Annotated in this window: 10 protein-coding genes; 3 read left to right on the forward strand and 7 right to left on the reverse strand. The window is 35.8% G+C overall.

All coding sequences use genetic code 11. The features are described 5' to 3' along the window. Positions 1 to 3: 3 nt before the first annotated feature. Positions 4 to 909 carry an accessory Sec system S-layer assembly protein gene (locus SNE38_RS16255; protein WP_336046895.1) on the forward strand — a complete coding sequence of 302 codons (906 nt, stop codon included), beginning with the start codon at positions 4 to 6 and terminating at the stop codon, positions 907 to 909. A 300-nt stretch (positions 910 to 1,209) separates the two neighbouring features. On the opposite strand, the gene SNE38_RS16260 is transcribed toward SNE38_RS16255, so the two are convergent. Together SNE38_RS16260 and SNE38_RS16265 are read right to left on the reverse strand one after the other, a co-directional pair. After that, positions 1,210 to 1,761: a C40 family peptidase gene (locus tag SNE38_RS16260; protein WP_191702104.1), complete on the reverse strand. Its 552-nt coding sequence runs from the start codon at positions 1,759 to 1,761 to the stop codon at positions 1,210 to 1,212. Between the two features lie 317 nt (positions 1,762 to 2,078). After that, a complete protein-coding gene (locus tag SNE38_RS16265) occupies positions 2,079 to 3,041 on the reverse strand; it encodes a C40 family peptidase (protein ID WP_191702103.1) in 963 nt (320 codons plus the stop codon). Positions 3,042 to 3,353: 312 nt separating this feature from the next. On the opposite strand from SNE38_RS16265, the gene brnQ reads away from it, so the two are divergent. Then, entirely contained in the window at positions 3,354 to 4,670 is a 1,317-nt protein-coding gene (brnQ, locus tag SNE38_RS16270; protein ID WP_336046896.1) for a branched-chain amino acid transport system II carrier protein, read from the forward strand. A 144-nt stretch (positions 4,671 to 4,814) separates the two neighbouring features. Then, on the forward strand, positions 4,815 to 6,182 hold the full coding sequence (locus SNE38_RS16275) for a S41 family peptidase (RefSeq protein ID WP_336046897.1): 1,368 nt from the start codon (positions 4,815 to 4,817) through the stop codon (positions 6,180 to 6,182). A gap of 60 nt (positions 6,183 to 6,242) precedes the next feature. Here the strand turns inward: SNE38_RS16275 and SNE38_RS16280 are convergent, their stop codons facing one another. The 5 genes from SNE38_RS16280 to SNE38_RS16300 form a co-directional block, all read right to left on the reverse strand. Beyond that, positions 6,243 to 6,839, reverse strand: a complete 597-nt coding sequence (locus SNE38_RS16280; protein WP_336046898.1) for a TetR/AcrR family transcriptional regulator — start codon at positions 6,837 to 6,839, stop codon at positions 6,243 to 6,245. Positions 6,840 to 7,168: 329 nt separating this feature from the next. Next, a complete protein-coding gene (gene murJ, locus SNE38_RS16285; RefSeq protein ID WP_191702099.1) occupies positions 7,169 to 8,686 on the reverse strand; it encodes a murein biosynthesis integral membrane protein MurJ in 1,518 nt (505 codons plus the stop codon). Positions 8,687 to 8,717: 31 nt separating this feature from the next. Continuing rightward, on the reverse strand, positions 8,718 to 9,806 hold the full coding sequence (locus SNE38_RS16290; RefSeq protein WP_191702098.1) for a glycosyltransferase: 1,089 nt from the start codon (positions 9,804 to 9,806) through the stop codon (positions 8,718 to 8,720). Beyond that, positions 9,803 to 10,948, reverse strand: coding sequence for a polysaccharide pyruvyl transferase family protein (locus SNE38_RS16295; RefSeq protein WP_191702097.1), 1,146 nt, complete (start codon positions 10,946 to 10,948; stop codon positions 9,803 to 9,805). The genes SNE38_RS16290 and SNE38_RS16295 overlap by 4 nt, the downstream gene beginning before the upstream one ends. Before the next feature lie 491 nt (positions 10,949 to 11,439). Then, positions 11,440 to 13,710, reverse strand: a complete 2,271-nt coding sequence (locus SNE38_RS16300; RefSeq protein WP_191702096.1) for an S-layer homology domain-containing protein — start codon at positions 13,708 to 13,710, stop codon at positions 11,440 to 11,442. Positions 13,711 to 14,034: the final 324 nt, after the last annotated feature.

A 14,034-nucleotide genomic window follows, 5' to 3' on the forward strand; every position in this document is an offset into this window, starting at 1 on the left:
AGAATGGGTTTATTTGATTTATTTAAAAAAAGTGACAAAGTTGGTAAAGATAGTGCTGTTGATTCATCATCAGTTGTAGAAACATCTGGTAAATCTTCAAAAAAAGATAAAGATCGTGATGTCATTACAAAATTATCTTTCCATCCTGAATGGGATGTACCACAAGAACAAAAATATGTATTCAATTTCTTAGCGAACGATTTATCACCATTAAAGCCAAATCAATTATCATTATCGGCAATTAATATTGAACCTTCACAGTCTAACGGTTCATGGAATGTAAAAGCATTTTTCCGTTCTTCATTATCCGAAGCAATCGAATTAGGCGATATCGAATTATTAATTTTAGATAAAGACGACAACCGTTTAGCTGCACAATACTTTGACTTCAAAGAGCTAGGTGTAATCCCGGCAGAAAGTGCACGTCCATGGATCTTCACTTTCCCTGCTTCTTCCATTACAGCAGACAAAGTACCAGAAGAAGGCTGGAAGATTTCATTCAACTTACTATCATTACGTGGTCACCAATTAGACTTAGATGATACATGGAAAAAACAATTGCCAAAAGATCAGCAAGAAAAACTTGAAGAAATCGTGAAAACTTTACCTAAACTAGGCAAAACCGAAGTAAACTTCACAGGATTACAAGCTAAGATGAACAATGACGGTAGCTTACATGCATCAATCTTTATCCGTAATGGCCATGATAAAGCAATTAATCTGGAGCAATTACCGCTTGAAATAATGGATGCCCGTAATGTTGTTGTTGCAAAAGGCTCATTCAAATTAGATCCTGTCTTATCTGTACAGCCAAATACGACAAAGCCTTGGACATTTATTTTCCCGAAAGAATTAGTTACTGTTAAAGGGATCGATCTTTCCCGCTGGACAGCTCGTGTACCACAATAGAAGTTAACTTTCATATACAGCATTCGGAATTCATATTCACTCCGAATGCTGTTTTTTAGTGCGTGAGGATTTAATAAGCAATATGTGTCGTAGAAATTTATGCGACCGCTATTTGTTAGCTTATTATGTAGAAACTTTTTTACTGGATGTTGAAGCTATTGTCTGTAATGTAGAAGGATAGTTCCTAATGTAGAACATCGCCTCATAAAAGTAGATTTAAAATTCCTATTAAAAAATCTCCCACCCTGTTAAAAGAGTGAGAGATTTTATATGCAGTATGTAGTGTGTATAAGCTATGTATTATTCTGCTTCTGGAGTGTTATCAACGTCTGAATCATCTTCTGCAGCTGCTGCGATTGCATCTGCTGTAGCGAAGTTAGCAACGCGTTTTGCGCCTACATATTTGTTACCCCAGTAATATTTGTCATTTATGCTTGTTTTAATAACACCCTTGCTTGTCGATGCATGGATGAATTTACCTGAACCAATGTAAATCCCTACATGAGAAATACGTTTTCCAGATGTGTTGAAAAACACCAAATCCCCAGGCTCCAGTTCACTTTTCTTTACTGAAGATCCTTGATTATACATATCTGAAGATGTACGTTCTAGGGAAGTAATACCAAGTTCTTTAAATACGTGACGAACATAGCCTGAACAATCAAAACCTTTAGCTGACGTACCGCCATATGAATAGCGTACCCCTAAATACTTGGAAGAGATTTCTTTTAACTCTTCAACAGAGTATGCCGTTTCCGCAGAAGCTTCGTTTTCATTCAATGGTGTGAAGAAAATGACGAAGGCTGCTGCCAAAGTTAGTACCGAATTGCGTATTAATTTAAAGTAATCCATCGTGTTCCCCCAACATCAATTAATTTTCTGAAAACTTAATTGATATTAGGTTAACACGATATTACAGAATATAACATTACAGTTATGTAACAATAAGGTTACATTTACCCTATTTCACTATTCTTTAAACTCGTAATAAAAACCTATTTATAATAGAGGTTTGGAACTATATACCTGAAAATAAATGGAATTAATTGTAATAATTAGCCGTAATTAACCTGTGTATCGTAATATTTGTAACATAGAGCTTCTGTTTTGTAATAGAAAAAGAACTAGTAAACGACATACTGCGTGTTTTTATTAGTTCTTTTTCTAAATTATTTTAAATTATTTAGTCGTTTATAAGCAACAAAGCGTTCTGACCAGTACTTTTCATTTATATTTGAAATCGTAATCCCTTTAGAACCCGCATGTATAAATTCGTCATTCCCGAGATAAATCCCCATATGAGAAATAGTCGGTATAAAGGTATTTTTGAAGAATACTAAATCTCCTGGAACGGGTTGCACTACTTTACTTGTATCCTGCTCGAAATACATGAGACTACTTTTTCGATCCATTGGAATACCAACAGAATTGAATACAAAGTTTACGAAGCCACTGCAGTCAAAACCTTCAATAGTTGTCCCACCATATTTATACGGTGTACCTAATGTTCCATTTGCAATAGCAATGGCCTGTGTATATAAAGCTTCTGTATGATGCGAAACAGTACTAGGTAAGGCAACTTCTCTGCTTAATTGTTTCTCAATTGCTTCATCTGCCGTTTGTTTGAAGTTAATTACAGCTTCTACGTTAGTGGCAGTAGGTGCTTCCACAGCTAAATCTTTATTGGCTGCCACCTCTATTGCAAGCTTTTGCCCTACTTTAATAGCATCGGAATTAAGCTGATTCCACTGCTTTAAGTTGCCAACGGAAATATTATATTTTTTAGCAATTTTTGTTAAGTTATCACCTTTAACTACGGTGTGGAATGATTTTTGCGGCACTTCCACTTTCTCTTCTACAACAGAAATTGCCGTAACTTTACTAGTGCCCGATGTTGTAACTGTATTCTTAATAGGAGTCACTACTAGTTTTTGCGCTATGTAAATCCGGTCTTCAGATAGTTTATTCCATTGTTTCAAATGGTTTATCGTTGTATTGTGAGCCTTCGCAATTTTTGTTAAAGTATCGCCCTTTTTTACCGAATAAGAAGGTGCGGCTTCTACAGTTGGTGCTACTAGTACAGCAGTTGAAAATACTATTCCCGTTAGCATTACCTTCCATTTAATATTCATTTGGAAAACTCCTCCTTCTCTATGAATCCATTATTATTTAATTCTATTTTACTTAATTTTCAATAGATGAAACAACATGCCAATAGATAGAATGTCAGTTAAAATATTAACAGATTATGAATATTATTATACTTCATTACCTATTTAGTGTTAATTGAATTTTGTCCAAATTGCGGAAATTAAAGTATAGGGTAATTTTACCTTGCTTGATGTACTTGTTTTTTACTATTTTTATGATAGAATTAATTTCTGTGAAAAGATTTAAATTTTTAGAAAGTTTTGTATTTTCAAATTAAAAGGAGTTCAGTCAACATGAGTAACAAGTCAGGTTTTTTCCGCGAGAATATCGCGGTAGGTTTTATGTTATTTGCGCTGTTTCTAGGTGCAGGTAATATCATATTCCCGCCACAGTTAGGCCAAATGGCTGGGGAAAATATACTAATCTCCATGATTGGGTTTTTAATAACAGGAGTAGGATTGCCTCTTTTGGGAATAATTGCTGTCGCTAAAAACGGCGGCGATTTGGAAGTATTAGCAGGGCGTATTAATCCATATTTCGGAATTATCTTTACTTCTATTATTTATTTATCTATTGGACCATTCTTTGCGATACCTCGAACAGGTGCAGTATCATATTCAATCGGCGTTGCACCGTTTTTATCTAATACAATGCAAGAAAGCTGGGTCCCATTATTTATCACAACCCTCTTATTTTTCGGATTAACATTCTACTTAGCATACAATCCGACAAAGTTAGTCGATCGTGTAGGAAAAATTTTAACACCGGCTCTTTTAATCGTTATTTGTTTACTTGCGATTAAAGCAGTCATTACTCCAATGGGTGAGATTGGTGAATCACAAGGAGCATACATAAATAATGCTTTCGGTGAATCATTCATACAAGGCTATTTAACAATGGATGTACTTGCATCATTAGTATTTGGTATTGTAATCATTCAATCTTTAGTAGCTCGAGGCGTAACAGAAAAAGCACAACAAATTAAAATCACTATCTTTGCAGGCATTGTCGCTGCACTTGGTTTAGCATTTGTGTACGTATCATTAGGTTATATCGGAGTAACAAGCACTTCGGCTATCGGCTTCCATAAGGATGGCGGAACTATTATCTCGTTAGCTGCGGAACAACTTTACGGCCAAGCAGGTAATATTATTTTATCGGCAGTCATAATTTTAGCATGTTTAACAACTTCAGTAGGTTTGTTATCAGCAAATGCGACTTTTTTCCATAAAATTTTCCCTAAAGTTTCTTATCAAGTGTATTTAGTTATTTTTGCGGTTTTCAGTTTCGGTGTTTCAAACTTTGGACTAGAAGATTTAATTAACTTATCATTACCAGTATTAGTAGCGATTTATCCGTTTGCCATTGTGCTTATGTTATTCGCACTATTCGGTAACTTATTTAACCATGCACCGAGCGTTTATGGCATGGCATTAATATTTACAGGAATTGTTGCGATTTATGATGGCATAAAACAAGCTGGTTTTGAAATTGAAGCCTATGATAAATTCCTATCAATATTCCCATTATACGATCAAGGTATCGCATGGGTTGTCCCAGCATTGGTCGGCGGTATCATCGGCTACATTATGTACTTAGTAAAACGATAATAAGTGTTTGACGATGAAGAGGGTACATTAAAAGTGAAAACTTTTAATGTACCCTCTTTAACTATGGCGTATAATAGAAATACAATAATATGGAAGTTATTCGCTTCCCATAATTCCAGAAAATAAAAATAATGAGGTGGACTCATGATCAAAAAGCATTTGTCAGCACTACTATTTTTCATCCTGTGCTTAACAATTCCATTTACCGTGCTCGCTGCGCCATTAGACGAAGCAAAGCAAATCGTGAAGGAAAATTATGTTGGCACTATTAATGGCGATATAAACCGCGCAACAAGTGTCGAGCAATTAATGAATATGCTGGATCCATATTCAACTTATTTTACCGTAGAAGAATTTGAAGAATTCATTAATGGCGTTGAGCTTACTTCAGTCGGAATAGGCGTAGTCATTGAAAAAGTGGAAAAAGGTATTCTAATTACAGAGGTTATTGAGGGAGGCAGTGCGAAAAGTGCTGGCTTAAAAGCAGGCGACATTATTACTGAAGTCGATGGCGTATCAACTCCCCCCCTTACAATCGATCAAGCCTCTTCCCGTATTAAAGGAGCGGAAAATACTACAGTCTCCTTAACGATTTCACGTGAAGATGGTACGATTATAAAAAAGGATTTAACACGAAAAGCCTTTTCAATGCCGAATGTAGAGACTAAAATTTTATATGGTAATACCGGCTATATTTCTTTAAACTCGTTTTCCAATGACACGGCCAGCCTAGTATCAAAGGCGATTCGCGATTTGAAAAATAAAGGGGCCAAATCATTTATATTTGATTTACAAAATAATGGTGGGGGTTATGTAACCGCAGCAGAGCAGCTCATTGGCATGTTCCCAAATGCAATTTATGCATACAAAATTACTGAAGCTACTGGAACTTCCAATGTTCGCGCTATTAAACAGTCCAGTACATTTCCTGTCGATACGAAATTACTCATAAATAAATTTAGTGCCAGCTCCTCTGAAATGACAGCAGCAGCACTATCAGATCAAAAATCCGCCATATTATACGGGCAAGCAACATACGGAAAGGGCTCGATGCAGGCCTTTTATGAGCTTGAAGATGGAAGCTTCCTAAAATTAACGGTTGGCCATTTCTACGGTCCAAATGGTACGAAAATTAATGAAGTTGGGGTAAAACCGCATATTAAGACTGTGAATAATCCACTTTTCAAAGCACATTACGATACAATTGCATCAAACTTAAGCAATTATAAAGAAATCTCAGCCTTAAAAAATATATCATTAGATAAAACATTTAAAATCAACTTTTCCAACAATCTTGCTAAAACAATTGATACGGCTTCAATAGAATTAGTCGAACTTGGTGGAAATATTGTTGAAACATCCTTTAAGGTGTCCGGTCGACAGCTTCTAGTCACACCTGAAAATGAGTTAACATCCGGAAAAGAGTATGCCTTAATTATCCATCCAAAAGTTAAAGGAGAAAAAGGCAATAAATTAAAAAAAGGTATCTATTTGCACGTTACAACAAAATAATGAAGCCTAATAAAAGAAAAGAGACGATTCGTATGTAGTTGCGAATCGTCTCTAATTTAATTATTGGTGAACTAAGCTTTTCTCATTTGCAAAATAAATCATACTAATATCTTGGGCTAGTTGCTCAGGATTTGATTTATTTGTCAATAAGTTTGTTAGTGTTAAACGTTCCATCGATCCGACCAAGCTTTCTGCAAGAACCGTCGCATTAACACGTTTCACTACCGGATACTCGTTTAAACTATGATTAATGACATTTTCCAATTTCGAAACAAGCATTTGCTTAACAGCCGTTGAATGTTCTGCATCAAAAAAACCTATTTTTGTTAAATTAGGATTTTTCATAAAATAATCAAACATGTTTTTTAAATTATTTTTAATAATTTCTGTTGCATAGTTTTCATTAGTTGCTTCATTTGTTGAGTTGTAAAATAGTTCAACTAATTCATTTTGAAACTGTTCATTTAAATCATTAAATAATGTTTCTTTGCTTTGGAAATATAAATAAAATGTAGGCTGTGTTAAATTTGCTGCTTTTACTATGTCACTAATTTTTGTTTGATGATAACCGTATGTAGAAAATAATTCAATTGCCTTTTCCAGTAATAGTTTTTTGCTTTTTTCACCGCTTGAATTTACACGACGTCCTCTTGCCATACCTCTCCACCCTTATCTCTATTTTAGATGATTAGTACATCATATAATTAATTCCAATTATTCCAAATACAATTATATATTAAATATTTCTTAAAATAAAGGTATCTGTCATAAATATAAGATATCATTGCATATTATGCAGTCTATTAACATTACTTTTAAATATTTTCCTTGTAGGCTATCCTTATATTATCCTTCAAAACCAAATATAGCTTTTTTTAAAACAGCAGTGAATTGGCTTATACATATTAGGATAAAGTTTGTTGTTTACACCCCTCAACATGGCATATACCTCAAAAAAGCGCATCCTGTTTCGGATACGCATTTTTCTATTTTTTCCTGGAAATTTTCCCTGATACTTTACCTACAATTTGCTGAAGCTCCTGTATTTTAAAGACAAAAAGTATTATGAAGTAACTAATTGAAGCAATTACAAATGTGAGTATTATATGCATCCACTTTTGATCCAGAACAATCCATTCTGCAATCGCCCAGTTAACTACAATAAACAATAATCCAATTGCTGCAAGTTTTATGAACTGTCCAATATTCTTGTTTACAAGCTTTAATTGATACTTACTATGTAAAACGATTATAAGTAAAAGGAAGTTCACAATCGCACTAACTAATGTACCTAGTGCTACCGCATTTGCACCTAAAACATCAATTGTCGCTAATACAACAGCGATATTCACACCGAAGACCGTTAAAATACTAAAAATCATCGGTAGTACAGAATTCCCCTTTGCATAATAGAAACGTGTAATATACGTGTTCGCAGCAAGGAAGAACATTGTCGTACTAAATACTTGCAGTAACGGTGCTGTAATCGCTGTTGATTCAGCACCAAATTTGTTATATTCAAATATTATCCGTATAATTGCCTCTGCCTGGAAATAGAAGAACACGGAAACCGGTAAAACGAGTATGTATAATAACCGCATACCACGCACGTAAAGTGCTTTTACAGACTCTGTATCCCCTTCTCCCTCTTTTCTGCTGAGCAGCGGAAAAATTACCGTCGTTACGGCAGTCATTAAAATTGCTTGTGGGAACTGTGACATTTTGGTCGCATAGTTCATTGCTGACCGAACCCCCTCTTCAAGCATCGCTGAAAAGAAACTCTGAATTAGTATATAAAGCTGTGCCGTAGCACCACCAAGTAAAATTGGTAATGCTATTTTCCATAGCATTTTTTGGTCTTCTGCGCCTTTTATACTCGGTTTAAATGACATTTCCTTCACATTGCGTACACCGTATACTAAGAACAAGAACATACAAACGGCACCAACCAATGCCCCAATTCCCATTCCAATTGGTCCCATCATAATAGACAATACAACCGATACGATTAAAAATGCACCATTATAAATAAGTACTGAAAATGCCGACAAATGGTAGCGGCCCTGTACATTTAAAATACCGCTCATCCAAGTTGATAACACGAGCATAATTGTCGATGGCATCATCCAAAAGTAAAGAGAGCGTAATATTTCATATTCCGCTTTGTCCTTCACATGGAAAAACTGCATTAATATTGGATCGGCCAAAACTATAAACAAGATGACAACAAGCGTAATCGTTATGAGTATCGTTGTAAACGTACGTCGAATATATTCCGTAATGCTCGACGTAGTTTTATGGTAAACCGATATAAACGCCGTCGTAAACGCCCCGCCAATTACTAAATACAAAAAATTTGGGATTGTATAAGCATTAATAATACTATCCGAATATACCGTTGTTCCGAAGTAGGTAGCGATATATGTCTCCCGGGCAAAGCCGACTAATCTGGCAAGTATATTAATAACAGCTACTGCCCCTATAATTTTTAAAATTCCATTCAACGCTTATCACAATCCTTTAATTACAGTTACATTAATTTGCATATTTTGAGTAAATCTTTTTTAAACGAGCAATTATATTTTTCGCATCATGAAGTTCAAGCAACTCGTTCACACGCGAATCATTTACTTGAATGCCTTCTTTCACTGCATTTTCAAGTGCAAGCTGTAGCAGAATCTCGTCTTTCGGCGGAACTAATACACCGGCACCATCTGCCAACATGTAATGCAATCCTCCGACATCAGATGCAATTACCGGTGTCCCGCAGCTCATCGCCTCCAGCGCTACTAAACCAAGCCCCTCGATATAAGAAGGAAGTACAAAAACGTCCGCTGCTTGGAAATAGTGGGCTAATTCTGTCTGTGGCATTGGCTCAATAAAATGAATGTCTACATTACCTTTTGCAAGTTCCTTCACTTTACTTGTAAAATTCGTATCCTTTGTTGATCCTACACAGTAAAGTGCAGATTGACCAGGTATGCTTTCAGAAACTTTATTGAAGGCTTGTACGAGCTCTGTAACACCTTTTTCACGAATAATATTGCCGACAAATAAAAAATTTGTCTTTTTCGGGTCCATTCCGAGCTCAACAGCGCAGTGTTGTTTGTTATCTGCTTCTTTAAAAACTGTACGATCAATACCCATGCTCATCACAGAAATTTTATCGTTTGGAACATGGAAATTCGTTTCAATTGTCGTCGCAAGCTCTTCCCCTACAGCAATAACATGGTCTGCCCTTTGCAGAATTTTCTCTGTAAATTGGCGAATTTGGCCACTCTTTTTGGCCATTTTATTAATATCTCCACCATGAGCAGTTACGATATAAGGAATATTGTAGCGCTTTTTTAAATAATAGCTGAACAATCCGCTCGGAAAGACATAGTGACTATGTGTGAGCGAAATATTTCTCTTATTTGCACGGAAAATACGCATAAAGTTTTGCGCCCAATTCAAATATTTCAGCAGCACAGTTTTCTTTCCTGTAGCAGGATTCGTATTAACAGCAAGTAATGTTTCAATACCTTCTTGTTCAAGTTGCTCAACCTGATTTTTCACAAAAATGCCGTAAGCTAAATGCTCCTTTGATGGATACATATTGCTAATGACTAAAACTTTTTTCATGATCTTTTAGCACCTTCTTTTAAAAGCTGCTCTCCTAATGCTGATTTTTCTTTAAATGACGCATTTGTACGAGCGGCTAATTTTTGTGCACCGTTCCAATCTACAGCCATGTCGTTAAAAAGCATTGCAAATTTTTCGTCTGATTTATGAAGTTCTTCAATAGGTAAAGAATAATTCCCTAACCCTGCCATTTGTAAAAAGTCATTTACTTTTACATGATAAGACACACCAATAATCGGCGTTTTTGCATCTGTTGCTAAAATCAGTGAGTGCAATCTTGTGCCAATTAACACATCGAATGTAGCTGTAAGGTCCAAAATACGTTGGGGCGGTAAATTTTCATCAATGATCTTTGTGTTTTGTGCATGCTTCATTTTCGCCTGAATATCTTTTGTTACGTCAGCATCTTGTGGATATTTCGTAGCAAAAAACGTAACTTCAACTTGCTGTTCTTCAATTAAACGGTCTAAATTTTTTGCCATACCGTCTATATAATTCTCATACTTTGTTTCATCACCTGTTGGCCAGTACGAAGCATTATAATAAGGTACCGCTGTCACACCTACTGATTTTGGTTTTTCACTATAATTTGAACGTTCTACTTCTAAACTAAATGCCGGATCCCCAATTACAGGTACATCTCGTTTTACCCCGATGGATTTTAAAAGAGCTTGGGATTGCGGATCGCGCACAGAAATATTTTGTGCATGCTTTGCCATGTAGCGTATGAACCATTTCCCTAACCCTGTATTAAGTGGACCCGCTCCGCAGCCGTATACGACATAAGGTACATTGTTATTATGGGCCATCATCGCATATGAGCCGTATAATGGGGCTTCACGTTTATAAAGATCCATTAAAATCCCCCCGCCGCCGATGACAACGAAATCAAGGTTTTTCACCACTTTAGAATTCTCTTTATATGTTTTAGCAAACGTTTTTACTGCATTTCCATTTTTGTAATATAAAGGAGCGCTTTGTACACTATAACGTTCTGCTGTTTGTTTCGGATTATTACTAAACACCGTTATATTTTGTGTATCTATTTGAAATACCTTTTGCAGTTGGCGAATTATACTTAATAAAATCGCCTCATCACCATTGTTATCATTTCCGTAATTTCCGACAATTCCAATTTTCATCTATACAATCATCCTTTGAATCAAGCATTTATGTATGCCTGGTTTATTTCATTTTCATTTGAAAAAAGGGGGTGCAAAACTCACTTAGGAACCCCCTTCCACTTAATAATTTATATATCAAGTATAGCATAATGTTCGTTTGAAACGATATTCCCGAAAGTGAGATTACTTTTTTCAATACAAAAAAATGTGTTTTTTCGTTTAATTGACGGTTTGTGATGAGTATTGGTTGCGACTTGGTGATTTCAGTCGTTTTTTCTTAGTAAATTGTCTATATAACCCTATTTGCAGGAAATATATTTTTACTATAAATTGCAATTATAGACAATATTCGCTTCTCTTATTTTTATATACATCCCCGTCCTACCTTCTTCGCTTTAAGCTCATATCAATAGTCCATCTCTCTCCCCACCGTCCTCCGTTTCCCCACAAAAAAAAAACCTTTGTAAAAGCTGCGATTCCTCGCTGCAGCTTTACAAAGGTTCTCAAATTTATTGCTGTGTGATTGTGCGATATAAGAATAAACTGAAGTGCATACGTGATACTTCTACACCTGGTTTGAATGTATTGTCTTCATAACCTGTTGTAATTTCGTTTGCCGCTAAAGTATGAATATAATCATACGCCCAATGCTTTGTGCTTACATCTTTAAATTTCGCAGCAGTTGTTCCTGTTAAACCATATGCTTCAACAAGAATTTTTGACATTTGTGCACGAGTCAATGGTTTACCTGGCTCGAACTTACCATTACCTGTACCACTCATAATGCCTGCTTGGACAATGGCAGCAACTGCACCATAATATGTGTTGTTAGTTGATAAATCACTAAATCCAGGGTTAGCAACATCTTTTGTTGATAAGCCTAATGCACGTGTTAATAATACAGCTGCTTGACCACGATTTAACGCTAATTCCGGCTTAAAAGTACCGTCCGGATAACCACTGATTAATTTATTTTCAACTAAATAATTTATTTCAGTTTTATATCGATTGTTCACGGAAATATCTTTGAACAATGCTTTTTCTGCTGCCTTTACAACGATTTCTTTAGAAACTGATTTCGTTCCTAATGTTGCCGTTACACGGGCAGTACCTTCTTTACCATTTGATTTGAATACGCCCGAACTAAATACCGAACCAATATCTCCATCTATTGACCATTGAATTTGCGAATCATTATAGATTAACGGTTCATTATTTGCACCCGTAATATTTGCTTTTAATTGAATCGATGCATTTGGTTCAACCGATCCTGATACTCCTGAAATAGTAAGTCCAGCTGGTGCATCAACTACATTGAAGCTAATTGATTGTGCGGCACCTTGATTCGTCACAGTTAAACGTTCAGAACCAGGTGAAACGGCTGTATAGCTTAACCCATTAACTGAAACTGTGTTATTTTGCGACGTTATAGTAAAATCACTTGCATTCATAGGCAGTGGATTGTAATACTCATCCAACACATAATTTGGTGTAAGTTTTACTGTTGCACCTACTAATAATGTACCAACTTTATCACGAGTTACTTGAATATGTTTTGGTGCATTTGTTGTTGGTGCTGTACTAATCGCTTCAATAATTGCTGAGACGCGACGTTGTGTGCCCCCAGACGGTGTATTCGCTAATACGACCGTATTACTTCCATATTTCCGTATACCCATCGTCGTTGAACCGCCGCCATCTAAATTGATTGCACGATCCACACCAAGGCTTACTAAATAATCTGCAAACTGAGTTAAGGTCATCCCTGCACTTGAATTGATACGACCATCAACTGTAATTAAATGTACTTTCTTTTTATCTTTACTAATTGCAATTGCAGTACGTGGTGCAGTCTCTCTTGCACGTGAACTCGATTCGTTCATAGATACATTCTTCTTGCCATCCAGTACAAGTAATGGGCCGCTCGCCATCATAAACTGTGCATCCATCCAGCGGTTATCAATTGAGAAATTTACCGAAATTTCATCACCAATCTTAATACCTCTGTACTTATCACCCCAAGTCGAGCCATTAAATGAAAGTACAAAACCGTTACGTGGAATTTTTGCCTTCGCTTCATCATCATAACCACGAATTGCTGTAACTTTCCCAGTTAACGTTTGGCCGAATTTCGTTGAACCAATTGTATTGCCTGTCTCCACAATAAATTCCATACCTTTTCCACCATTTGGCGTCATTGAACTATGGTTTTGTGGTGTATAAATAACTGCTTCATTATCTCCGCGCTTAACGTTTAACCCATTTACTTCGTTTGTCTCACCATTGTATGTAACGTTAATTTTGCTGTTGTAATATGCAATTTCACCATTACCATCCTTCGTAATTCCAAAAGCAATTGGTTGACTTACATAATTTGAACTTGAGCTTGATATAACGCTTGGTGTTACGATTGTGTTATATTGAGAAATTAAATATAACGGATAGCCATCACCCATATTATAGAAATTAGAATTGATTGCCCCAACTACCCGGTTCCCTTCCTTTGTATGACTATTCGCATGTTGCGTTGTCGTCATTAACGTATTAACAGGAGTTGGTAAACCTAAACTTATTTTAGTAAAAGAATCAGCTAAATCTACTTCTAGATGATTTACTATATTTGTTTTTGATCCTTTATGCGTGTAGTTTGAATATTTTACCCCTGGTGATAGCGGATATGTGTCATTTGTCGATTGTGCTGCACTAGCAAATTGTGGTGTACTGAAAATTAATGCAAACACCATCATCATTGCCAAAATTAGGGTTTTTTTTGTTTTCATAGTATGCGCTTCCTGTGTAATTTGAAGCAAGTCACCTTCCTCTCTTTATAACCTATATCTTACCATAACAAATTTTCGCCAAAGAAACTATTAATCTTTTGTTACAATTTACAAAAAATGTTCCTTTTCAACATAAAAATACATGATTTAAGAAAAAATAGTAGAAATTCATAAAAAAAGAACTACCTTACAAAAGGTAGTTCCAGATTGTCGACAAAAGGCATCGAGAGCTCGTCTCTCGATGCCTTTTGTCATTTCTTTTATCAAATTAGGTCCCGAAGTTCTGTAAAAGTTCTCCTCTTCGAGGGAATATGCCCTCTATTA

Origin of the sequence: Solibacillus ferritrahens (genome assembly GCF_037027585.1) — a bacterium.
GTDB classification, from domain to species: domain Bacteria; phylum Bacillota; class Bacilli; order Bacillales_A; family Planococcaceae; genus Solibacillus; species Solibacillus ferritrahens.

Bases quoted from the DNA above. Each gene is read 5' to 3' on its own strand.
- SNE38_RS16280 (WP_336046898.1), bottom strand. From the start codon at position 6,839: ATGGCAAGAGGACGTCGTGTAAATTCAAGCGGTGAAAAAAGCAAAAAA.
- SNE38_RS16295 (WP_191702097.1), bottom strand. From the start codon at position 10,948: ATGAAAATTGGAATTGTCGGAAATTACGGAAATGATAACAATGGTGAT.
- SNE38_RS16255 (WP_336046895.1), top strand. From the start codon at position 4: ATGGGTTTATTTGATTTATTTAAAAAAAGTGACAAAGTTGGTAAAGAT.
- SNE38_RS16290 (WP_191702098.1), bottom strand. From the start codon at position 9,806: ATGAAAAAAGTTTTAGTCATTAGCAATATGTATCCATCAAAGGAGCAT.
- SNE38_RS16275 (WP_336046897.1), top strand. From the start codon at position 4,815: ATGATCAAAAAGCATTTGTCAGCACTACTATTTTTCATCCTGTGCTTA.
- SNE38_RS16265 (WP_191702103.1), bottom strand. From the start codon at position 3,041: ATGAATATTAAATGGAAGGTAATGCTAACGGGAATAGTATTTTCAACT.
- brnQ (WP_336046896.1), top strand. From the start codon at position 3,354: ATGAGTAACAAGTCAGGTTTTTTCCGCGAGAATATCGCGGTAGGTTTT.
- SNE38_RS16260 (WP_191702104.1), bottom strand. From the start codon at position 1,761: ATGGATTACTTTAAATTAATACGCAATTCGGTACTAACTTTGGCAGCA.
- SNE38_RS16300 (WP_191702096.1), bottom strand. From the start codon at position 13,710: ATGAAAACAAAAAAAACCCTAATTTTGGCAATGATGATGGTGTTTGCA.